Consider the following 21,699-nt stretch of genomic DNA (forward strand, 5'->3'; position numbering starts at 1 on the left):
GTGATTCGTCGAAGATGACGAGGGCCAAGCATAGGCGTTGACCCCGCCAAACCCTTGTAGGCGAAATCTTCAAATCAACGACGAAAATCCTTGAGCATCTGTGTTCCGTTTCATCGTCGCCAAGAGATTCAGGGCGCGATCGACGGCACCTGATCCGCCGCATCTTCACTGCGATGCAGCGCCACCTGCCGGATCGATAAACGAATCTCCGCCGGCAATACCCGTTTGGCCGCGCCTTCGGCCAGTTCACCGAGCAGTTCGTGATAGCTCAGCTTGCCCGCTTCATCGCGCTTGAACACGTCGAGGTCGAGCATCGTCTGGATGAAGTGGCGGAACAGGCTCTTGTCGAAGAATTCCGGGGCGTTCAGGCCATGCAGGATCGACAGGCGCTGGGCCATGACCGTGCACAGGTCCTCCAGTTCTTCGGCGCTGATGCTGTTCTGGCCACTGTTGAGCAACAGGGACACGGTCATGTAGAAGCGCTGCAAGGTCTGGGCGATGCTTTTCGACAGCAAGGTCAACAGCACGAAATGCCGCGAGCTTGGCGCCGGACGCAGGTACAGGTCATTCTCGAAACGCAGCAGGCCTTGTTCGACGAAGGCTTCCAGCCATTGATCGATCACCGCATCCAGTTCGTCCAGTGACCAGCGAATGAACAGCTCTGCTTGCAGGTACGGGTACAGCGCGCGGGTGTAGCGCAGGATCTGTTCGCGGCTCATGCGCGAGGCGCTCTGGAAGAAGCTCGCCAGCAACGCCGGCAGTGCGAAGATGTGCAGCACGTTGTTGCGGTAGTAAGTCATCAGGACCGCATTCTGCTCGTCCAGATACAGGATCTTGCCCAACGCATCGCTCTGCTCCGAGAGCAGGTCCATGTCCTTCACGTGCTCGATCAGCGCCCGGCCATCGCCTTCCGGCAAGGTGGTGTGCGGCGAATACGGGACCTTGCGCAGCAGCGCCAGGTACAGGTCCAGCACCCGCGCCATGGCCCGGTCATCCAGCGCCAGTCGGGTGGTGGACAGCAGTGCCAGCGCGACGAGGTTTACCGGATTGATCGCCGCCGCTTCGTTCAGATGCCGGGCGACTTTCTCGCCGAGGCGGTTGGTGGTTTCGTTGAGCCAGGCGGGTCTGAACTGCGGGCCGAGTTCCTGTTGGCGCCAGTCCGGCTGTTCGCCGTCGAGGAATTCCGCCAGTTTGATCGGCTCGCCGAAGTTCACCGCCACCTGGCCGAAGCGCTGTTTGAGCGCGCCGATGACTTTGAAAATATCGAAGATCGACTCTTTCTTCTTGGCCGCACCGCGCAGTTCGCCGAGGTAGGTCCGGCCTTCCAGCACGCGCTCGTAGCCGATGTACACCGGCACGAAGACGATGGGCATGCGCGACGAACGCAGGAAGCTGCGCAGGGTAATCGCCAGCATCCCGGTCTTCGGTTGCAGCATGCGTCCGGTGCGCGAACGGCCGCCTTCGACGAAGTACTCCACCGGGAAGCCCTTGGTGAACAGGGTGTGCAGGTATTCGTTGAACACCGAGGTGTAGAGCGGGTTGCCCTTGAACGTTCGGCGCATGAAGAACGCACCGCCTCGACGCAGCAGGCCGCCGATCACCGGCATGTTCAGGTTGATGCCCGCGGCAATGTGCGGCGGGGTCAGGCCGTTGCGGAACAGTAGATAGGACAGCAGCAGATAGTCGATGTGGCTGCGGTGGCACGGCACGTAGATCACTTCGTGACCCTGGGCGACCTTCTGCACGCCTTCGATATGGTTGACCTTGATCCCGTCGTAGATTTTGTTCCAGAACCAGCTCAGCACCACTTCCATAAAACGGATCGCAGTGTAGGTGTAGTCCGAGGTGATTTCGTTGCCGTAGCGCAGCGCTTGAGCTTTGGCCTTCTCCGGCGAGATGTTCTCGCGTTCGGCTTCGTCGAGAATCGCTTGTTTGACCTGTGGCTGGTTGAGCAGGCCTTTGACCAGGTTGCGGCGGTGGGAAATGTCCGGGCCGATCACCGCGGCCTTCAGGTTACGAAAGTGCACCCGCAGGATGCGCTGGGCCATGCGCACGGTGCGTTCGTGGCCCTTGTTGTGTTCGATCAGTTCGCGCAGGTGGATCGGCGCGGAGAACTGCACGCGGGTCTTGCGCCCCAGCACGATGACGCTCAGCAAGCGACGCAGGCGCCCGGTAACGGCCCAGCTGTCGGCGAACAGGAGTTTCCATGGGCTGTTTTCGCTGTCCGGCGACTGGCCCCAGAAAACGCTGACCGGAATGATCTGCGCATCTTCGGCGGCGTTCTGGCTCAGGGCGCTGACCAGGCGGGTCAGTGTCGGCGGCGCGCCGCGCTTGTCCTGGCGGCCGAGCCAGTCAGGATCGGGAGTCAGGTAGAAGAACGCGGCAGGTTCCAGCAGGTTGCCCACCGACACCGGCAGCACCGGGCGTGGCAGGCCGGCCTTGCTGCACTCTGTGTCGACCACGGCGAGGTCGGTCAGCGAAGGGTTTTGCAGGACGTAGAACACCGGACGACTGCGGTCGAGGTTGAGGGTGAACGACGATTGGTTGATCGTCTCCGAGCGAACCCAGAGATACAACAGTCGGCGCAGGGTGCCAAACACAAGACGGCGGAACGGGGAGCGGGTCATACGGCTTCTGCGTGAGTGAATAAAACCAAGCAATTGCTTGGGAGGCCGATAGTGTGCCGGATTCGTCGAAAATCGGCAAAAAAGCGCGTAAGTAAACTCCTGTTGAGAGTTTTAACGTCTGTCATATACTCGGCGCTCTGTCGCCGTTGCCCTCATGGGACCGGTATGCGCAGGCTGACGTTCCCGAGGCTTTCCTGCGAAAAGCCCGACCAATAATAAAAAGGGAGTATGAACAAATGGCAACACGCGAAACCGGCAATGTGAAGTGGTTCAACGACGCCAAGGGCTACGGCTTCATTCAGCGCGAGGACGGGGTGGATGTGTTCGTGCACTACCGCGCGATTCGCGGTGAAGGGCACCGTTCGCTGACTGAAGGCCAGCAGGTTGAATATGCGGTGGTCGAAGGGCAGAAGGGCTTGCAGGCTGAGGATGTTGTAGGTCTGTAACCTTTAAGATCAAAAGATCGCAGCCTTCGGCAGCTCCTACAGGTGTATGCAAAACCCTGTAGGAGCTGCCGAAGGCTGCGATCTTTTGCTTTCTAAGCGGTTTTCCAGGTGATTTCTTCTTCACCATCGACGCTGATGCGAATCCAGCGATCGGCGGTCTCTTCACCTTCTTCCTCGACCCAGGTGCCCGGCGCGCAACGCACTTCCACGTTCAGCGCGACAAACGCGACGCGGGCGCAGGCGATGTCGTCGTCCCATGGGGTCTGGTCGCTTTCCAGGTACAGGCTGTTCCACTTGCCGACGGCTTTTGGCAGCCAGGTCACTGGCACGTTGCCGGCCTTGCACTTGTAGGTCTGGCCTTTCTGGACCCAGTCGGTGCACGGGCCCAATGCCGCACCGAGCCAGGCGGAAATGGCCTTGTGGTCGACGTCGGCGTCTTTCAGGTAAATCTCGATATCGGGTTGGCGCATGGATGTCCTCACTGCGTGTCTGAAAAATCCATTCGCGGATTTAGCCGGTCTCGGGCGATTGCCCGGAACCAAAAGTTATTGAAGAACGAAATAATCGTAGCGCATTGACACGGTGGTCTCGAACGGCTCGGGCTGCTCGATCACCGCCGCACGACGCTCGGCACTGGCACGCCAGCCGTGGGGCGTCATCGCCAGCAGGTTGGCGCGGTCCTGCGGCTTGTCCAGCGTCAGCTTGAACGTTAGCGTCTCGCTGTGCGCCAGTGTCATGCCTTCCGGCACCAGGTCCAGATGCTTGTCGTCAATGTACTCGCGGACTTCGTCATACAGCCGCTCGCGCAGTTCCATCAGGTGGCCGCTGGTCGGTCCGACTTTCATCAGGCCGCCACCGGGGCTGAGCAGGCGCTTGGCTTCTTCCCAATCCAGCGGGCTGAAGACACTGGCCAGGAACTGGCAACTGCCGGAAGCCAACGGCACCCGCGCCATGCTGGCGATCAACCAGGTGAGCTGCGGGTTGCGTTTGCAGGCGCGTTTGACCGCTTCGCGGGAGATGTCCAGGGCATAACCTTCGGCATCCGGCAGTGCCTCGGCGATTTGCGCGGTGTAGTAACCCTCACCACAACCGATGTCCAGCCAGTGCTGCGGTGCATAACTGGCCGCCAGCTGCGCCAGACGCTTGGCCACCGGGGCGTAATGCCCGGCGTTCAGGAAGTCGCGGCGGGCTTCGACCATTGCCTGGTTATCCCCAGGGTCGCGGCTGTTTTTGTGCTGCACCGGCAACAGGTTCAAGTAACCCTGGCGCGCACGGTCGAAACGATGCCCGGCGGGGCAGGCCACGCCGTTGTCCACCGCATTGAGCGGCTCACTGCAGATCGGGCACGCAAGCATCAGGCGAGCAACTTGATCAGGGTCTGGTAGTAGATCTCGGTTAGCACGTCGAGATCGGCGGCCAGCACGCGTTCGTTGACCTGGTGGATGGTCGCGTTGACAGGGCCCAGCTCAACCACTTGGGTGCCCATGGTCGCGATGAAGCGGCCATCGGAGGTGCCACCGCTGGTGGACGCTTTTGTTTCGCGACCGGTGATGTCCTTGATGCTCGCCGACACCGCGTCGAGCAGCGCGCCCGGTTCGGTGAGGAACGGCAGGCCGGACAGCGCCCAGTCGATGTGCCAGTCCAGGCCATGCTTGTCGAGGATGTCGGCGACGCGCTTTTGCAGGCCTTCGACCGTCGATTCGGTGGAGAAGCGGAAGTTGAACACCGCCACCAGGTCACCCGGGATCACGTTGGTCGCGCCGGTGCCGGAGTTGACGTTGGAGATCTGGAAACTGGTCGGTGGGAAGAAATCGTTGCCGTGGTCCCAGTGCTCGGCAGCCAGTTCGGCCAGGGCCGGGGCAGCGAGGTGGATCGGGTTCTTCGCCAGGTGCGGGTAGGCCACGTGGCCTTGCACACCGTGCACGGTCAGCTTGGCGCCGAGGGAGCCGCGACGGCCGTTCTTGACCACGTCACCCACCAGGGTGGTACTCGACGGTTCGCCGACGATGCACCAGTCCAGACGTTCCTTGCGCGCGGCCAGACGTTCAACCACGGCCTTGGTGCCGTGGTGCGCCGGGCCTTCTTCGTCGCTGGTGATCAGGAAGGCGACCTTGCCCTTGTGATTCGGGTAGTCGGTGACAAAACGCTCGGAGGCGACGGTCATGGCGGCGAGGCTGCCTTTCATGTCGGCGGCGCCGCGGCCGCAGAGCATGCCGTGTTCGTCGATCAGCGCGTTGAACGGTTCGATCTGCCAGGCCGTTACCGGGCCGGTCGGGACCACGTCAGTGTGGCCGGCGAAGCACAGCACCGGACCGTCGTCCTGGCCGTGGGTGGCCCAGAAGTTATCCACATCCTCGATGCGCATCGGTTCCAGGGTGAAACCGGCATCGCCCAGGCGCTGCATCATCTGCTTCTGGCAATCGGCGTCGATCGGCGTCACGGACGGACGGCGGATCAGGTCGATGGCGAGTTGGAGGGTCGGCGAAAGGTCGGCGTGGGCCGTCATGGGAAACTCCGGAAAACTTGAAATTGGGCATGGGCTTTAATGTGGGAGCGGCGGTTCGACGCTTCGACTTGCTCGCGAATGCGGTGTGTCAGTCAACATACTCCCCGACTGTTACAACCCATTCGCGAGCAAGCCCGCTCCCACAGGAATTGTGTGTGGTCAGTAAGACCTATATCACGCCAAGCCCCGCAAAATGGCGCTTATCTTAAAGCAAAACGGCGACCATTGGCCGCCGTTTAGTGCATCCGCGCAGATTTAGACGACAGGTGCCGTTTCAGGCTCGGCGGTCGGTTTCGGCAGCGACGACAGGAACGCCATGATCAGCGCCGCCAGGTACGGCAACGACTGCACCAGCAACATGGTCACCCAGAAACGCATGTCGTTGCTCGGCAGGCCCTGCACCAGGAAGATCCCCAGCGCCGCACCCCACAATAGCAGCATGATGAACATCTCTTCACGGGCTTCGGAAATCGCCACCCAGAAGCCGTGGTTGTCGGCATTCTTCGGCGTACGGAAGAACGGAATGCTGCTGGTGAAGAAGCCGTACAGCACCGCTTTGGCGATGGTGTGGGACAACGCCAGACCGGCCAGCGCCGCGCAGAAGGCATCCTTCAAATTCACTCCAACCGCTCGGCGGTAGAGGAAGATGATCTTGGCGACCTTGAACACGAACAGCGCCAGCGGCGGGATTGCGAAGATCAGCAGCGGCGGATCGACCCGTTGCGGCACGATGATCATCGCCGCCGACCACAACAGTGCGCCGACGGTAAAGAAAATGTTCATGCCGTCCGCCACCCACGGCAACCAGCCCGCGAGGAAGTGGTAACGCTGGCCCCGGGTCAGCTCGGTGTCCTTGCCGCGCAGCAGGCTGGCGGTGTGGCGCTTGATGATCTGAATCGCTCCGTAGGCCCAGCGGAAACGCTGTTTCTTGAAGTCGATAAAGGTATCGGGCATCAGGCCCTTGCCGTAGCTGGTGTGGTAATACGCCGCCGACAGGCCTTTCTCGAATACCCGCAGGCCCAGTTCGGCGTCTTCACAGATGCACCAGTCGGCCCAGCCCAGTTCTTCGAGCACCGAGCGGCGGGTCATGGTCATGGTGCCGTGCTGGATGATCGCGTCACGGTCGTTGCGGGTGACCATGCCGATGTGGAAGAAGCCCTTGTATTCCGCGTAGCAGAGCTTCTTGAAGGTGCTTTCGTTCTGGTCGCGGTAATCCTGCGGCGACTGCACCACGGCGATTTTCGGGTCGGCGAAGTGCGGCACCATGTGCTTGAGCCAGTTGCGGTCGACGCAGTAGTCCGAGTCGATCACGGCAATGACTTCGGCATCCTTGGCGGTGTGCGGAATCAGGTAGTTCAGCGCACCACCCTTGAAACCGGCCAGCGGTGCCACGTGGAAGAACTTGAAGCGCGGGCCGAGGGTTTCGCAATAATCGCGTACCGGTTCCCAGACCGCCGGGTCCTTGGTGTTGTTGTCGATGATCAGGACTTCGAAGTCCGGATAGTCGAGGTTGGCCAGGGCGTTGAGGGTCTGTTTGACCATCTCCGGCGGCTCGTTGTAGCAGGGCACGTGAATCGACACTTTCGGGCGGTAGCTGGAGTCGCCTTCCACCGGCAGGAACTCGCGCCGGCGCTTGTGCACCCACACCGCTTCGGCCAGTTCATGGGCTTCTGTCAGCAGCACGATAAACACCCCGAGCGCACCGAGAGCGAGCAAGAAGCCCACTGTCAGGCTGAACCAGGTGCTGTATTGCTGGCTGTAGTCGTAACCGATCCACACCAGCACCGAACCACACAGGAACGCAATGAAGGTCAGGAAGGTACGGCCACGCTGGCGCAGGGCCGAGCCGTCGATCATCAGCAGGGTCAGCGACAACAGGGCCAATACCACCGAACCAATGGCCAGCACGCGCCATTGCGGAATCGCCACCACCGGGCCTTCGAAGTTGAACTTCTGCTGGCGCGCGGCGTTGAACACGCCCCAATAGGCGCCGACGGAACCTTCGTCGCTGGCTTTCCACGGCTGGTCAAACGCTTCGATCACGAAGTAGTTGAAGCCCTGGCGGTTGAGCTTGTTGACCAGGGTTCGCAGGTAGATCGCCTGGTCCGCCGGGGAGGCATCGGCGCCACCGCGCATGCGGCCGTTGCTCGGCCAGCCCACCTCGGACAGTAGCAGTGGTTTTTTCGGGAACAGCTTTTTCAGGTCGCGGGCGCGGTCGAGGACGAACTGCCCGGCCTTGTCCATCGGGACGAACTCCCAGTAAGGCAGGATGTGCGCGGCGATCAGGTCGACGTGCTTGGCCAGTTCCGGGTGTTCTTCCCACACGTGCCACTGTTCGGACGTGGTCACCGGCACTTTCACGGCAGCGCGCACGCGATCGAGCATGACGCTGAGTTCCTGGGCGGTGATTTCCTTGCGGTAAATCGCCTCGTTGCCGACCACCACGCGAACCACGCTGCGCGAGGAGTTGGCGATTTCAATGGCGCGGGTGATTTCCCGTTCGTTGCGTTCCTGGTCCGGGCTGATCCAGATCCCGAGGGTCACGCGCAAGCCGAACTCTTCCGCCAGCTTCGGGATGTTTTGCAGCGTGCCATCGACCGAGTAGATGCGGATGTTGTCCGTCAGCTTGCTCATGATCTCCAGGTCGCGGCGCATTTGATCGTCGGTCGGGTACTGGTCCTTCTGCGGGAACTGGCCCTGCTGGAATGGCGAGTACGAGAAGCCGGAGATCTGTTCAGGCCAGTTGGGGGCGGTGACCGGGCGGTTGATCAGCGCCCAGAAGCCGGTAAACAAGGCTGCGATGGCGAGCACCACGACCAGGTTGAGTCCAAATTTACGCGATGACATAGTTATTTCGGGTTCCAAAGACTGTGGAACGAAGGAACGGTTGGCGGTCGCCAAGGGGCGCGCATCCTACACCGGGCATTCTCTGGTCGTACAGCGGACAGGGAATTGCCGGACATTGGGCAATCCAAGTCGGTTTAAGTTCTTTCGTTAGAGCGTGTAGGTCGAATCTTTGTTCGATGTAGTTTTCGTGGATGTTGCCCGTTCATAGCGCAATTATGCTCTTGGGCGCCGACGGCCCTATAATGCGCGCCGGTTTTTGGGGTAATGGTCATGAGTACAGAAGATCCGCGGTTTGCTGGCATCGCCCGTTTGTATGGCATCGAAGGCCTTGAACGCCTGCGCGCGGCCCATGTGGCGATCGTCGGCGTCGGTGGTGTTGGTTCCTGGGCGGCGGAAGCCATGGCCCGTTGTGGCGTGGGCGAGATTTCGCTGTTCGACCTCGACGACGTCTGCGTCAGCAACGCCAACCGCCAGTTGCACGCGCTGGACAGTACCGTCGGCAAGCCCAAGGTCGAGGTGATGGCCGAGCGTCTGCGCGGGATCAACCCGGACTGCACGGTGCATGCGGTGCCTGACTTCGTTACCCGCGACACCATGGCCGAGTACATCACGCCGAACATCGACTGCGTGATCGACTGCATCGACAGCGTCAACGCCAAGGCCGCGCTGATCGCCTGGTGCAAGCGGCGCAAGATCCAGATCATCACCACCGGCGGCGCGGGCGGGCAGATTGACCCGACGTTGATCCAGGTCTGCGACCTCAATCGCACGTTCAACGATCCGTTGGCGTCGAAAGTGCGCTCCACGCTGCGCCGCGACTACGGCTTCTCACGCACCGTGACCCGCCATTACAGCGTGCCGTGCGTGTTTTCCACCGAGCAACTGCGCTATCCGAAACCGGACGGCAGTATTTGCCTGCAGAAGAGTTTTGTCGGTGATGGGGTGAAGCTCGACTGTGCCGGCGGGTTTGGCGCAGTGATGATGGTGACGGCGACGTTTGGCATGGTCGCGGCGACCAAGGCTGTGGACAAGATTGTCGCGGGTGTGCGGCGGCCGGCGGAGCGGGTCAAACCTAAAATTTAATGGCGATGCCCCCTGTAGGAGCTGCCGAAGGCTGCGATCTTTTGATTTTGTTTTTTAAAAGCAAGATCAAAAGATCGCAGCCTTCGGCAGCTCCTACGCGTCGCTTAGGCTCCGCATCCGCTGAAGCACCGCATTCAAGCCATTACTGCGGGACTCGGACAACTGCCGCCCCAGCCCAAGCTGATTGAACCAGTCTGGCAAATCCACCTGCTGCAACTCGGCCGCCGACAAGCCGTTGACCCGCGCCAGCAGCAACGCCACCAACCCGCGAATCAACCGTGCATCACTGTTGGCGCTGAATTGCCAATGGTCATCGCGCAATTCGCCCACCAGCCACACCTGGCTTTCACAGCCATGCACCCGGTTGGCATCGCACATCTGTGCATCACTCAAGGCCGGCAGACGCTCACCCCATTGCATCAACAGGCGTGCGCGTTGTTCCCAGCCGGCCGCTTTCTGAAAGGTGTCCAGTGCCGTCACGGCATCGGCAGGCATGTTCATCGCAATAGCTCCAGCGCCTGATCCAGGGCTTCAAAGAACCGCTCCAGGTCTTCGGAGTCGTTGTACAGCGCCAACGACACCCGAATCGCTCCGGCCAGTTCAAAGCGTTTGAGCAGCGGCATGGCGCAGTGATGGCCAGCACGCACCGCGATCCCTTGTTCGGTCAGCAAGTGCGCGAGATCGGAGTTATGCACACCCTCGACGGTAAAACTGGCCAGCGCCACTTGTGGCTTGCCCAGCAGGCGAATGCCGTTGCGCGCCTCAAGGCCCTTGAGCAGGCAGGCATGCAGTGCCGCTTCATGGGCGGACACGGCGTCCTGATCGAGCCCGGCGAGGTAATCCAGGGTCGCCCCAAGGCCGATCACACTGGCAATCGGCGGCGTCCCGGCCTCGAAACCCAGCGGTGCCGGGCGAAAGCGTGCGTCGTGATAATTGGCATCGAGCACCATTTCGCCGCCGAACTGCCAGGGGCGCAGTTGTTGCAGCGCCGTATTGCGCCCGAACAGCACGCCCAGGCCATCGGGGCCGTAGAGCTTGTGGCTGGAGAACACATAAAAATCGCAGCCCAGCGCTTGCACGTCGTGGCGGCCATGGACCACGCCCTGGGCGCCGTCGATCACGGTCAGGGCATTGTGCGCATTGGCCAGTGCCAGCAATTCAGGCAGCGGCTGCCATGCGCCAATCACGTTGGACAACTGGCTGACGGCCAACAGACGTGTGCGCGGGCCGATCAAACCGGCGGCTGCTTCAAGGTCGATCACGCCGTCGGCATCCAGCGGCAGGATCACCAGTTTCAGGTCGCGACGGTGCGCCAGTTGCTGCCAGGGCAGCAGGTTGGCGTGATGCTCCAGGGCGCTGATGACAATCTCGTCGCCCGGATTGAAAAGATGTTCCAGGCCATAGGCCAGGAGATTCAGCGCGGACGTCGCGCCGTGGGTAAAGATGATCTGCCCGCAATCGCCGGCATTGAGCCATTGCGCGACTTTGCGACGGCTGTCCTCGAACGCCTGGGTGGCGTGGGCGCCGGGCAAATGCTGCGCCCGATGCACGTTGGCCGCGCCGTTGGCGTAGTAGTGCGCCAGGGCATCGAGCAGGGCTTGAGGTTTTTGTGTGGTGGCGGCGTTGTCCAGATAGGTCTGGTCTTGCCGTTGCAGGGCGGCGATGGCCGGAAAATCGGCACGCCAGGGAGAGAGAATCATCATGTGTTCAGCCCTGTGAACTTGGGCGGATGTACACCGGACCTTGTGGGAGCGAGCTTGCTCGCGATGGCGTCCGTAAGGCCGCCAAAAAGCATCGCGAGCAAGCTCGCTCCCACAGGTGCCTGCGGCACTTAGTTGTGAGCGTGCAGCGCTTCGTTCAGTTCGATCGCCGATTTGTGGGTTTTGCATTCCACGGCACCGGTCTCCGAATTGCGACGGAACAGCAGGTCGGTTTGGCCAGCCAGTTCACGGGCCTTCACGACTTTAACCAGCTGATTGTTCTCGTCCAGCAGCGCGACTTTGGTACCGGCGGTCACGTACAGGCCCGACTCGACGGTGTTGCGGTCGCCCAACGGGATACCGATACCGGCGTTGGCGCCGATCAGGCAGCCTTCGCCGACCTTGATCACGATGTTGCCGCCGCCCGACAGGGTGCCCATGGTCGAGCAACCGCCGCCCAGGTCCGAACCCTTGCCGACAAATACGCCAGCGGATACGCGGCCTTCGATCATGCCCGGGCCTTCGGTGCCGGCGTTGAAGTTGATGAAGCCTTCGTGCATCACGGTGGTGCCTTCGCCCACGTAAGCGCCCAGGCGCAGACGCGCAGCGTCAGCGATACGCACGCCGGCCGGAACCACGTAGTCGGTCATTTTCGGGAACTTGTCCACCGAGAACACTTCCAGCAGCTCGCCGCGCAGGCGGGCTTCGAGTTGCAGTTCGGCCAGCTCGCTCAGGTCGACCGCGCCCTGGCTGGTCCAGGCCACGTTTGGCAGCAACGGGAAGATCCCTGCCAGGTTCAGGCCGTGTGGCTTGACCAGGCGATGGCTAAGCAGGTGCAGCTTGAGGTAGGCCTCAGGGGTGGACGACAGTTGGGCGTCTTCAGCCAGCAAGGTGGCAACCAGCGGCTTGTGGCTCTCGGCCAGGCGGGTCAGCAGGGCAGCCTGGGCAGCGTCGACGCTTTTCAGCGCTTCTGCCAGTTGCGAGGCCTGGGCGGTGCTGAACGCGATGGCCTGATTGCCTTCGGTGTAGCCCAGGATCGGTGCGATAGCGGCGAGGATTTCAGCCGATGGCTTGAGTACCGGGGCGGCGTAGAACACTTCCAGCCATGCGCCTTGACGGTTTTGAGTGCCGACGCCGAAGGCCAGGCTGAACAGGGTAGTGGACATGTGTATACCTCTAACAAAATTGAACGGGCTGCTTACTTGAGCGCGGCCGCGTAGATATCTGGCTTGAAGCCAATCAGGGTTCGGTCACCGAGATCGAGCACCGGGCGCTTGATCATCGAGGGTTGTGCGAGCATCAGTTCGATGGCCTTCGTCTGGTCGAGATCGGCTTTGCGTTCGTCGTCGAGCTTGCGAAAGGTCGTGCCTGCACGGTTCAACACCACTTCCCAGCCGTGCTCGCTGCACCATTGGGTCAGGTGTTCACGGTCGATACCGACCGCCTTGTAATCATGAAAGTCATAGCTGACAGCGTGTTCATCGAGCCAGGTGCGCGCCTTTTTCATGGTGTCGCAGGCTTTGATGCCGAAAAGGTGCAACGTTTTGCTTGAAACGGTCAAGGAATTGCCCCCTTTGCAGGTGCCGTAAATATAAAGGTGACGGATTATGCCATGGGCATTGAGTTAAAACGCAAAACCTGTGGGAGCGAGCTTGCTCGCGATGGCGTCAAGCTCGCTCCCACAGGGGTTGACGCGGTCCGGGTACGACATAGGTCCAACCGTCAACGGGCAGTCTAAGCGGCAAATATGGCACTTCCAGGAGCCGGCGCGTTTACCAAGGATGATTTGCTGATCTTCATCGCGGACGGGGTGATTCTGCTGTCACGTTTGAAGGCGCCTGCGGACGCAGCGCCTGGAGTTGTATAGCCTCAGCCGCCATCACCAGATTGGTGATGACGTGTTGCGTGAGGTGTTGGGGGAGCTGGATCTGAGCGAGGCCAAGCTTGGCCAGGTGAAGTAAACCTGGCGCTTACCGGCGCTGGATGAACGCACGAATACGTTCGGCAGCCTCGACACATTCCGCCAGCGGCGCAACCAGTGCCATGCGCACACGTCCCGCCCCAGGGTTGACGCCGTCGACATCCCGCGACAGGTAAGAGCCCGGTACCACGGTCACATGCTCCTGCTCGAACAGGTCGCGGCAGAACGTAGCGTCGTCACCGGCGACATTCGGCCACAGGTAGAAGCTGCCATCCGGCCGCTGTACGTCCATGACCGGGCTGAGGATTTCCAGTACCGCATCGAACTTCTCGCGATACAGCGCCCGGTTGGCGCGTACGTGCACTTCGTCATTCCACGCGGCAACGCTGGCCAGTTGGGTTTGAACCGGCATCGCGCAGCCGTGGTAGGTGCGGTAAAGCAGGAAGCCTTTGAGGATGTCGGCATCGCCCGCGACAAAACCTGAACGCAAGCCCGGCAGGTTGGAGCGCTTGGACAAACTGTGGAACACCACGCAACGCTTGAAGTCTTTGCGGCCCAGTTCCGCGCAGGCGCTGAGCAGGCCTGGCGGCGGGGTTTGTTCGTCGAAGTACAGTTCGCTGTAGCACTCGTCCGCGGCGATCACGAAATCATGTTCGTCGGCCAGGGCGATCAGTTTTTTCAGGGTTTCGACGGGGATCAAGGCACCGGTCGGGTTGCCTGGCGAGCACAGGAACAGGATCTGGCAGCGTTTCCAGATGTCCGGCGATACGGCGTCGAAATCCGGGTTGAAGCCGTTTTCGTCCAGGCATGGCAGGTAATGCGGCTTGGCCCCGGCGAGGAACGCCGCGCCTTCGTAGATCTGGTAGAACGGGTTCGGGCTGACCACCAGTGCGTCATCGCCACGGTTGACCACGGTCTGGGTGAAGGCGAACAGCGCCTCGCGGGTACCGTTGACCGGCAGCACGTTGCGCGCCGGATCAATCCAGCCCTTGGGGACATCGAAGCGCCGCTCGCACCATGCCGCGATGGCTTCACGCAGCTCCGGGATACCGAGTGTGGTCGGGTACACAGCCATTTTTTCCAGATTGCTGGCCAGGGCCTCGGCGACAAAGCTTGGCGAGCGGTGTTTTGGCTCGCCGATGGACAGCGCGATCGGGCGCTTGTCCGGGTTGGGCGTCACGCTGCCGAGCAGGGCGCGGAGTTTCTCGAACGGGTAGGGCTGGAGCTGGGACAGAGCGTTGTTCATCGGGTGCCTCGTTCAATATGGGAGCGAGCTTGCTCGCGAAAGCGGTATCGCAGTGAGGTGTGTAGTGACTGACACACCACTTTCGCGAGCAGGCTCGCTCCCACAGGGGAAATGTGTTGATTCAGATGCTGATGCGCGACAGTTTGATATCAGGTTCCTGGTTGACGCTCAGTTGTTCGACGATCGCATCCTGCAGGCGGCTGCACAGCAGCGGGTCGGACAATGGCTGGTTGTGGGCGTCGGTGATGAAGAACACGTCTTCCACGCGCTCGCCGAGGGTGGCGATCTTGGCGTTCTGCAACGACAGATCGAACTCCAGGAAGATCGTGCCAATCCGCGCCAGCAGGCCCGGGCGGTCGGGCGCCGTGAGTTCCAGCACCGTCACCGGGCGCTGGGCGTCGTTGTGGATCGTCACCTGTGGTGCAAAGGCGAAATGCTTGAGCTGGCGCGGTACCCGGCGCTGGATGATGGTCGGGTAGTCGTCCGGGTTGCGCAGGGCTTCGGTCAGGCCCTCGCGGATCTGTTTGACCCGCGCCGGGTTGTCGCCAATCGAGTCGCCGTCGGTGTCGAGCACGATATAGGTGTCGAGGGTGAACTGGCTGCTGGAGGTGATGACCCGGGCGTCGTGAATGTTCAGGTTGAGCTGGTCCATCGCGGCCACGGTCACGGCAAAGAAGTCGTGCTGGTCCGGCGCATAAATGAAGATCTGCGTGCCGCCTTCGAACTCGCGCTGGGTGGTTTCCTTGATCAGCACCAGTGGCCCGCCGTCGGCCGGTTGCTGGAGGATCGCGTCACTGTGCCAGGCCACGTCACCGGCGGTGTGACGCAGGAAATAGTCATCACCCAACTGCGCCCACAACTGCTCGACGTCGTCCGGGTCGGTGCCGCCGCGCACCAGGATATCCAGGGCGGCGCTCTGGGTCTGGCGGATCTGCTCTTCGCGATCCACCGGGTTCTCCAGGCCGCGACGCAGGGCGCGCTTGGTCTCGGTGTAGAGCTGGCGCAGCAGGCTGGCGCGCCAGGAGTTCCACAGGGTCGGGTTGGTGGCGTTGATGTCGGCGACGGTCAGCACATACAGGTAGTCGAGGCGGGTTTCGTCACCGACGATCTGGGCGAAATCATGGATCACCTGCGGGTCGGACAAGTCCTTGCGCTGGGCGGTGGTCGACATCACCAGGTGGTTTTGCACCAGCCACACGATCAGGCGGCTGTCCCACACGGGGAGCTGATGGCGCTGGCAGAACGCCTCGGCGTCAACGGCGCCGATATCCGAATGATCGCCATGCCGGCCCTTGCCGATGTCATGGTACAGACCGGCCAGGTAGATCAACTCGGGTTTGGGTAACTTGCCCATGAGTTTGCTGGCCAGCGGGAATTTTTCCGACACCTGGGTGTACTGCAATTTGCGCAGGTGTTTGATCAGATTCAGGGTGTGCGCATCGACCGTATAGATGTGAAACAAATCGTGCTGCATTTGCCCGACGATAAAGCCGAACTCCGGCAGATAACGCCCGAGAATGCCGTAGCGGTTCATCCTGCGCAGATTGCGGTGAATACCGATCTTGCACTTGAACAGCTCGATGAACAGGCTGGTGTTACGGATGTCGTTGCGGAAATCATCATCGATCAAATGACGGTTTTCCCGCAGCAGACGGATGGTGTCGGCGCGCACGCCCTTGATTTCCGGCTGCTGGGCCATCAGCACGAAGATTTCGAGCATGGCGAACGGGGTGCGGCGGAAAACGTTGTCGTTGCGTGCCTCGATGTAGCCGTCATGCAGCTGGAATCGCGAGTTGATCGGCTGCGGTGGTGATTCGTCTTCCGGTGCGAGGATGACTTCCTCGAAGTGCTGGATGATCAGGTCGCTGAGCTGGGCGATGCTCATCACCACCCGATAATACTGCTGCATGAAGTTTTCGATGGCTTGCTTGGCGTCGTCGCCCTTGAAGCCCAGCAGCCCGGCAATGGTGCGCTGATGATCGAACAGCAGGCGGTCTTCGGAGCGGCCAGCCAGCATGTGCAGGGCATAACGAACCTTCCACAGGAACTCCTGGGAGGAGGCGAGCAAGGCGTTTTCGCTCTCGACCAGGAATCCTTCCCCGGCCAGTGCCCGCAGGTTCAGGGTGCCGTACTCGCGACGGGCCACCCACAGAATCGTCTGGATATCCCGCAGGCCGCCGGGTGAGCCTTTGACGTTGGGTTCCAGGTTGTATTCGGTGTCGTTGTACTTGTGGTGGCGAGCCTTTTGTTCGGCACGCTTGGCCAAAAAGAAGTCCTTGCTCGGCCACATGTGTCCGGTGTTGGTGACGTCCAGCATGCGCTGGCGCAGATGCTCGGGGCCGGCGATGGTGCGGCTTTCCATCAGGTTGGTGACGACCGTCAGGTCGGCGCGGGCCTCGACGGCGCACTCGTCGACCGAACGAACGCTCTGACCGACCTCCAGGCCGATGTCCCACAACAGCGTCAGAAAACGCTCGATGGAATCGCGGAAAACTTCGTGGTCGGCGCTGTCCAGCAGGATCAGCAAGTCGATATCGGAATAAGGGTGCAATTCGCCACGGCCGTAGCCACCGACCGCGACCAGCGCGATGTCGGCGTCCTCGCTCCAGCTGAACTGCTCCCAGGCCTTTTGCAGGATGTTATCGACGAACCAGGCGCGATCCTCGATCAGCCGGCGAATGTCCCGGCCATCGCGAAAGCGCGTGTCGAGCACCCCGCGGGCCTGGCGGATCGCCTTCTTGAAGGCCGCGATCGGGCTTGCCTTCAGGGCCAGTTCAGCCTGGAACTGGCCGCGGTCGAAGAGTTCGGGATCCACCTGCGGCATCGATTGGCTTTCCTTTCTATAGGCGAGGTTCGGTGGCGGGATCAGGCCGAAACGCGAGGGATGGTGTCATCGCCGCGCAGGGTGAAGATCTCGTAACCGGTTTCGGTCACCAGCAGGGTGTGTTCCCACTGTGCCGAGAGCTTGCGGTCCTTGGTGATCGCGGTCCAGCCGTCGCCCAGTACCTTGGTGTCGGCGCGGCCCTGGTTGATCATCGGCTCGATGGTGAAGGTCATGCCGGCCTTGAGTTCCATGCCGGTGCCAGCGCGGCCGTAGTGCAGGATCTGCGGCTCTTCGTGGAACACCTTGCCGATACCATGGCCGCAGAATTCGCGAACCACCGAGAAACCGTTCTTTTCCGCGTGCTTCTGGATGATTTCGCCGATGTCGCCCAGGCGGCAGCCGGGTTTGACGATCTCGATCGCCTTGTACATGCACTCCTGGGTCACCTGGGACAGGCGCTCGGCCCAGACCGGCACGGTGCCGACGTGGAACATGCGGCTGGTGTCGCCGTGGTAACCGTCCTTGATGACGGTGACGTCGATGTTCAGGGTGTCGCCATCCTTCAGCGGCTTGTCGTTCGGGATGCCGTGGCAGACCACATGGTTGATCGACGTGCAGATCGACTTTGGATAGCCCTTGTAGTTGAGCGGGGCAGGGATGGCTTTCTGCTCATTGACGATGTAGTCGTGGCAGATCTGGTTCAGTTGATCGGTGGTAACGCCCGGCTTGACGTATTCGGCAATCATTTCCAGCACATCGGCGGCCAGTTTGCCGGCGATGCGCATTTTGGCGATATCCTCGGGGGTTTTGAGGGTGACGGTCATACAGGCTCTCTCTGCGCCAGGCGGCGCTTTCTAAACGGAAAGGGCGTTGCGCGATCGAACTTCGCGGCCCTGAAAAATGCGATTCTACCAGACGAGCAGCGCAAATCTGCGCCTGTGTGCATCGCTTCTCTCTATAGAATGGTGCATTCTTGGCGGATTCCAAGGGAAGGAGCAAAACGCTCGCCAGGATTTCAGAATCCGGGTTCCGTTTTGCCCTGTCTTGTGATATAAAATGCGCCGCTTTCCGGGGATGTCCCGTAAAGCCTAAATCCACACACGTGTCGACACGATGACCTGGGTGCCTTCAGCTGATGCTGCTGGTTGGTCATTGGGATACGTGGAGGCCAAACCCGACTTATTAAGGAACTATCATGTCCCAAGTCAACATGCGCGATATGCTGAAGGCCGGTGTGCACTTCGGTCACCAGACCCGTTACTGGAACCCGAAAATGGGCAAGTACATTTTCGGCGCGCGTAACAAGATCCACATCATCAACCTTGAAAAAACCCTGCCAATGTTCAACGAAGCTCTGACTTTCGTAGAGCGTCTGGCCCAGGGCAAAAACAAGATTCTGTTCGTCGGCACCAAGCGTTCCGCTGGCAAGATCGTTGCTGAAGAAGCAGCACGTTGCGGTTCGCCGTACGTCGATCACCGCTGGTTGGGCGGCATGCTGACCAACTTCAAAACCATCCGTGCTTCCATCAAGCGTCTGCGTGACCTTGAAGTGCAAGCCGAAGACGGTACTTTCGCCAAGCTGACCAAGAAAGAAGCGCTGATGCGCACTCGTGACCTGGAAAAGCTGGATCGTTCCTTGGGTGGTATCAAGGACATGGGCGGTCTGCCAGACGCTCTGTTCGTTATCGACGTTGATCACGAGCGCATCGCGATCACCGAAGCCAACAAGCTGGGCATCCCGGTTATCGGCGTAGTCGATACCAACAGCAGCCCGGAAGGCGTTGACTACATCATCCCAGGCAACGATGACGCAATCCGCGCTATCCAGCTGTACATGGGTTCGATGGCTGACGCTGTTATCCGTGGTCGCAACAATGTTGCCGGCGGCACTGTAGAGTTCGCAGCTGAAGAAACTCAGGCTGCAGCTGAGTAATTGACGCCTTGGCGTTGACTCAGTAAGCAAAAAGGGGGCTTGGCCCCCTTTTTGCCACCTCGAAAACCATTTGTCGGCGCCCACTGCTCTATCTGTAACGTGCGGCAGCTAACAAGGGTGGTTCGGGAAGAATTGATCGCCCGTTCGATCGGGTGGAATGGTTGAAAACCTATCCAAGAGGATTTTGAAATGGCAGAGATTACTGCAGCGTTGGTCAAAGAACTGCGCGAGCGTACTGGCGAAGGCATGATGGACTGCAAAAAGGCCTTGACCAAGGCTGGCGGCGACATCGAGAAAGCCATTGATGACATGCGTGCTTCGGGCGCCATCAAGGCTGCCAAGAAAGCCGGCAACGTTGCCGCTGAAGGCGCTATCGCCATCAAGGCTGACGACAAGGTAGCCGTGCTGCTGGAAGTCAACTCGCAGACCGACTTCCTGGCCCTGCAAGACGACTTCAAGAACTTCGTTGCTGCCAGCGTAGAAAAAGCCTTCGACGAAAAACTGACCGACGCAGCTCCGCTGATCGCCGCTCAGGAATCGGCTCGTGAAGCACTGGTTGCCAAAGTAGGCGAGAACGTCAACATTCGTCGCCTGGTACGCGTAGAGGGCGACGTTGTCGGCACCTACCTGCACGGTAACAAGATCGGTGTTGCTGTTGTTCTCAAGGGCGGCGATGTTCAGCTGGCCAAAGAGATCGCCATGCACGTGGCGGCAAGCAACCCTGAGTTCCTGCTGCCATCGCAGGTTTCGCCAGAAGCCATCGAGCGCGAGAAGGGCGTTTTCCTGACCCTGAACGAAGACAAGATGAAAGGCAAGCCAGCTGAAATCGTCGAGAAGATGATCGCCGGCCGTATCACCAAGTTCCTGGCTGAAGCCAGCCTGGTCGAGCAAGCTTTCGTCATGAATCCGGAAGTCACCGTAGGTGCCCTGGCCAAGAAAGCCGGCGCTGAAATCGTTTCCTTCACTTACTTCAAGGTAGGCGAAGGCATCGAGAAGCCAGTGGACAACTTCGCAGAAGAAGTTGCTGCCCAGCTGGCTGCCGCCAAGCAATAAGACGGTTTTTGACTGTCGCCCAGAAGAGGCTGCCCGCTCACGCGCGCAGCCTCTTTTCAGATGGGGCACCAATTTTTAATTGGTTTCCTTTTGGAACTGGCTTACAAAGCCATGTTCCGATGGCGCTGAAGCAGCGCCAAGCTAGAGTGAGCGCCAGCTGTAAACAGCTCGCAAAGAATTTTTAAAATACGCCGCAGGAGAGATTCGCAATGGCTCAGCAGGGCAGTGGTTATCAGGCTCGCTATAAACGCATTCTACTCAAGCTTAGCGGCGAGGCCCTGATGGGCTCGGAAGAGTTCGGGATCGATCCGAAAGTTCTGGATCGCATGGCATTGGAAGTTGGCCAACTGGTCGGCATCGGTGTTCAGGTCGGTCTGGTTATCGGTGGTGGCAACCTGTTCCGCGGTGAAGCGCTGAGCAAGGCTGGCATGGACCGTGTCACCGGCGACCACATGGGCATGCTGGCCACTGTGATGAACGCCCTGGCCATGCGCGACGCCCTTGAGCGCGCCAACATTTCGGCCATCGTGATGTCCGCTATTTCCATGGTTGGCGTGACCGATCACTACGATCGTCGCAAGGCCATGCGCCACTTGAACTCCAAGGACGTGGTGATTTTCGCGGCCGGTACCGGCAACCCGTTCTTTACGACGGATTCGGCAGCCTGCCTGCGTGCAATCGAAATCGATGCCGATGTCGTGCTCAAGGCGACCAAGGTCGATGGCGTCTACACCGCTGACCCGTTCAAAGACCCGCATGCCGAGAAGTTCGATCATCTGACCTACGATGAAGTGCTGGATCGCAAGCTGGGTGTAATGGATCTGACGGCCATTTGCCTGTGCCGCGACCACAAGATGCCGCTACGCGTATTTAACATGAACAAGCCCGGCGCCCTGCTGAACATCGTACATGGCGGCGCTGAAGGAACCCTGATCGAGGAAGGCCAACAATGATCAACGAAATCAAGAAAGACGCTCAAGAGCGCATGCAGAAGTCCGTGGAGTCGCTGGCGCACAACTTCGGTCGCATTCGTACCGGCCAGGCGCACCCGAGCATCCTGGAAGGCGTGATGGTGCCGTACTACGGCTCCGACACCCCGATCAAGCAAGTGGCCAACATCACTGTCAAGGACGCCCGTACCCTGCAGGTCGTTGCTTTCGAGCGCAACATGCTGGGTGCCGTCGACAAGGCGATCGGTAGCGCAGGTCTGAACCTGAACCCGACCAACCTCGGCGAGCTGCTGTTGATCTCCATGCCTGCCCTGACTGAAGAAACCCGCAAGGGCTTCACCAAGCAGGCTCGTGACGTCGCTGAAGATGCCCGTGTTGCAGTGCGCAACATCCGTCGCGATGCCAACAGCCAGCTCAAGGATCTGGTCAAGGAAAAAGAGATCAGCGAAGACGAAGAACGTCGTGCGACTGGCGAGATCGACGATCTGACCAAGAAGTTCGTGGCTAAAATCGACGCGGACCTGGCGCAGAAAGAAAAAGACCTGATGGCCGTATAAGGGTCG

General features: G+C 60.4%; 18 protein-coding genes. 6 read left to right on the forward strand and 12 right to left on the reverse strand.

What is annotated here, in order from left to right; translation table 11 throughout:
* Positions 1–128: 128 nt before the first annotated feature.
* Complete coding sequence (plsB, locus tag AC3IP0_RS05620) at positions 129–2,627, reverse strand: glycerol-3-phosphate 1-O-acyltransferase PlsB (protein ID WP_489318579.1); 2,499 nt, start codon at positions 2,625–2,627, stop codon at positions 129–131.
* Positions 2,628–2,863: 236 nt separating this feature from the next.
* Between plsB and AC3IP0_RS05625 the strand changes: the two genes are divergently transcribed.
* On the forward strand, positions 2,864–3,073 hold the full coding sequence (locus AC3IP0_RS05625; protein ID WP_007954750.1) for a cold shock domain-containing protein: 210 nt from the start codon (positions 2,864–2,866) through the stop codon (positions 3,071–3,073).
* Positions 3,074–3,165: 92 nt separating this feature from the next.
* Here the strand turns inward: AC3IP0_RS05625 and AC3IP0_RS05630 are convergent, their stop codons facing one another.
* From AC3IP0_RS05630 to AC3IP0_RS05645, 4 genes are all read right to left on the reverse strand, one after another.
* Positions 3,166–3,543: a hypothetical protein gene (locus AC3IP0_RS05630; RefSeq protein ID WP_489326841.1), complete on the reverse strand. Its 378-nt coding sequence runs from the start codon at positions 3,541–3,543 to the stop codon at positions 3,166–3,168.
* A gap of 75 nt (positions 3,544–3,618) precedes the next feature.
* Positions 3,619–4,428: a putative RNA methyltransferase gene (locus AC3IP0_RS05635; protein ID WP_489318581.1), complete on the reverse strand. Its 810-nt coding sequence runs from the start codon at positions 4,426–4,428 to the stop codon at positions 3,619–3,621.
* Positions 4,428–5,579: a succinyl-diaminopimelate desuccinylase gene (gene dapE, locus AC3IP0_RS05640; protein WP_489318582.1), complete on the reverse strand. Its 1,152-nt coding sequence runs from the start codon at positions 5,577–5,579 to the stop codon at positions 4,428–4,430. The genes AC3IP0_RS05635 and dapE overlap by 1 nt, the downstream gene beginning before the upstream one ends.
* Positions 5,580–5,834: 255 nt before the next feature.
* Positions 5,835–8,426 carry a glycosyltransferase gene (locus AC3IP0_RS05645; RefSeq protein ID WP_489318583.1) on the reverse strand — a complete coding sequence of 864 codons (2,592 nt, stop codon included), beginning with the start codon at positions 8,424–8,426 and terminating at the stop codon, positions 5,835–5,837.
* 264 nt (positions 8,427–8,690) lie between these two features.
* On the opposite strand from AC3IP0_RS05645, the gene tcdA reads away from it, so the two are divergent.
* Positions 8,691–9,509 (forward strand): tRNA cyclic N6-threonylcarbamoyladenosine(37) synthase TcdA, encoded by an 819-nt coding sequence (gene tcdA / locus AC3IP0_RS05650; protein ID WP_477806627.1) that lies wholly within the window; start codon positions 8,691–8,693, stop codon positions 9,507–9,509.
* Between the two features lie 93 nt (positions 9,510–9,602).
* Here tcdA and AC3IP0_RS05655 read toward each other — a convergent pair whose 3' ends face one another.
* From AC3IP0_RS05655 to map, 7 genes are all read right to left on the reverse strand, one after another.
* Positions 9,603–10,010 (reverse strand): SufE family protein, encoded by a 408-nt coding sequence (locus AC3IP0_RS05655; protein ID WP_489318585.1) that lies wholly within the window; start codon positions 10,008–10,010, stop codon positions 9,603–9,605.
* A complete protein-coding gene (locus AC3IP0_RS05660; RefSeq protein ID WP_489326842.1) occupies positions 10,007–11,212 on the reverse strand; it encodes an aminotransferase class V-fold PLP-dependent enzyme in 1,206 nt (401 codons plus the stop codon). Before AC3IP0_RS05660 ends, AC3IP0_RS05655 begins: the two co-directional genes overlap by 4 nt.
* A 128-nt stretch (positions 11,213–11,340) precedes the next feature.
* Complete coding sequence (gene dapD / locus AC3IP0_RS05665; RefSeq protein WP_489326844.1) at positions 11,341–12,375, reverse strand: 2,3,4,5-tetrahydropyridine-2,6-dicarboxylate N-succinyltransferase; 1,035 nt, start codon at positions 12,373–12,375, stop codon at positions 11,341–11,343.
* Between the two features lie 32 nt (positions 12,376–12,407).
* The gene (locus tag AC3IP0_RS05670; RefSeq protein WP_236709756.1) at positions 12,408–12,716 is read right to left on the reverse strand and encodes an arsenate reductase; all 309 of its coding nucleotides are present in this window, start codon (positions 12,714–12,716) and stop codon (positions 12,408–12,410) included.
* Between the two features lie 463 nt (positions 12,717–13,179).
* On the reverse strand, positions 13,180–14,376 hold the full coding sequence (gene dapC / locus AC3IP0_RS05675) for a succinyldiaminopimelate transaminase (protein WP_489326845.1): 1,197 nt from the start codon (positions 14,374–14,376) through the stop codon (positions 13,180–13,182).
* A gap of 121 nt (positions 14,377–14,497) precedes the next feature.
* Positions 14,498–17,200, reverse strand: coding sequence for a [protein-PII] uridylyltransferase (locus AC3IP0_RS05680; RefSeq protein ID WP_489326846.1), 2,703 nt, complete (start codon positions 17,198–17,200; stop codon positions 14,498–14,500).
* Between the two features lie 41 nt (positions 17,201–17,241).
* Entirely contained in the window at positions 17,242–18,024 is a 783-nt protein-coding gene (gene map, locus AC3IP0_RS05685; RefSeq protein WP_489318589.1) for a type I methionyl aminopeptidase, read from the reverse strand.
* Between the two features lie 371 nt (positions 18,025–18,395).
* On the opposite strand from map, the gene rpsB reads away from it, so the two are divergent.
* The 4 genes from rpsB (at position 18,396) to frr (ending at position 21,693) form a co-directional block, all read left to right on the forward strand.
* Entirely contained in the window at positions 18,396–19,133 is a 738-nt protein-coding gene (rpsB, locus tag AC3IP0_RS05690) for a 30S ribosomal protein S2 (RefSeq protein ID WP_008052780.1), read from the forward strand.
* 189 nt (positions 19,134–19,322) lie between these two features.
* Positions 19,323–20,186, forward strand: coding sequence for a translation elongation factor Ts (gene tsf / locus AC3IP0_RS05695; RefSeq protein WP_477755108.1), 864 nt, complete (start codon positions 19,323–19,325; stop codon positions 20,184–20,186).
* Between the two features lie 209 nt (positions 20,187–20,395).
* On the forward strand, positions 20,396–21,139 hold the full coding sequence (gene pyrH / locus AC3IP0_RS05700) for a UMP kinase (RefSeq protein WP_003222124.1): 744 nt from the start codon (positions 20,396–20,398) through the stop codon (positions 21,137–21,139).
* Positions 21,136–21,693 carry a ribosome recycling factor gene (frr, locus tag AC3IP0_RS05705; protein ID WP_008000041.1) on the forward strand — a complete coding sequence of 186 codons (558 nt, stop codon included), beginning with the start codon at positions 21,136–21,138 and terminating at the stop codon, positions 21,691–21,693. The genes pyrH and frr overlap by 4 nt, the downstream gene beginning before the upstream one ends.
* The last annotated feature ends 6 nt before the right edge of the window (positions 21,694–21,699 follow it).

Source organism: Pseudomonas sp. GL_103 (genome assembly GCF_057835175.1).

Excerpts from the sequence above, each read along its gene's own strand:
- dapD (WP_489326844.1), bottom strand. The coding sequence starts at position 12,375 with ATGTCCACTACCCTGTTCAGCCTGGCCTTCGGCGTCGGCACTCAAAAC.
- tcdA (WP_477806627.1), top strand. The coding sequence starts at position 8,691 with ATGGTCATGAGTACAGAAGATCCGCGGTTTGCTGGCATCGCCCGTTTG.
- dapC (WP_489326845.1), bottom strand. The coding sequence starts at position 14,376 with ATGAACAACGCTCTGTCCCAGCTCCAGCCCTACCCGTTCGAGAAACTC.
- dapE (WP_489318582.1), bottom strand. The coding sequence starts at position 5,579 with ATGACGGCCCACGCCGACCTTTCGCCGACCCTCCAACTCGCCATCGAC.
- pyrH (WP_003222124.1), top strand. The coding sequence starts at position 20,396 with ATGGCTCAGCAGGGCAGTGGTTATCAGGCTCGCTATAAACGCATTCTA.
- tsf (WP_477755108.1), top strand. The coding sequence starts at position 19,323 with ATGGCAGAGATTACTGCAGCGTTGGTCAAAGAACTGCGCGAGCGTACT.
- AC3IP0_RS05655 (WP_489318585.1), bottom strand. The coding sequence starts at position 10,010 with ATGAACATGCCTGCCGATGCCGTGACGGCACTGGACACCTTTCAGAAA.
- AC3IP0_RS05635 (WP_489318581.1), bottom strand. The coding sequence starts at position 4,428 with ATGCTTGCGTGCCCGATCTGCAGTGAGCCGCTCAATGCGGTGGACAAC.
- AC3IP0_RS05645 (WP_489318583.1), bottom strand. The coding sequence starts at position 8,426 with ATGTCATCGCGTAAATTTGGACTCAACCTGGTCGTGGTGCTCGCCATC.
- AC3IP0_RS05630 (WP_489326841.1), bottom strand. The coding sequence starts at position 3,543 with ATGCGCCAACCCGATATCGAGATTTACCTGAAAGACGCCGACGTCGAC.
- AC3IP0_RS05670 (WP_236709756.1), bottom strand. The coding sequence starts at position 12,716 with ATGAAAAAGGCGCGCACCTGGCTCGATGAACACGCTGTCAGCTATGAC.
- map (WP_489318589.1), bottom strand. The coding sequence starts at position 18,024 with ATGACCGTCACCCTCAAAACCCCCGAGGATATCGCCAAAATGCGCATC.
- AC3IP0_RS05625 (WP_007954750.1), top strand. The coding sequence starts at position 2,864 with ATGGCAACACGCGAAACCGGCAATGTGAAGTGGTTCAACGACGCCAAG.
- rpsB (WP_008052780.1), top strand. The coding sequence starts at position 18,396 with ATGTCCCAAGTCAACATGCGCGATATGCTGAAGGCCGGTGTGCACTTC.
- AC3IP0_RS05660 (WP_489326842.1), bottom strand. The coding sequence starts at position 11,212 with ATGATGATTCTCTCTCCCTGGCGTGCCGATTTTCCGGCCATCGCCGCC.
- frr (WP_008000041.1), top strand. The coding sequence starts at position 21,136 with ATGATCAACGAAATCAAGAAAGACGCTCAAGAGCGCATGCAGAAGTCC.
- AC3IP0_RS05680 (WP_489326846.1), bottom strand. The coding sequence starts at position 17,200 with ATGCCGCAGGTGGATCCCGAACTCTTCGACCGCGGCCAGTTCCAGGCT.
- plsB (WP_489318579.1), bottom strand. The coding sequence starts at position 2,627 with ATGACCCGCTCCCCGTTCCGCCGTCTTGTGTTTGGCACCCTGCGCCGA.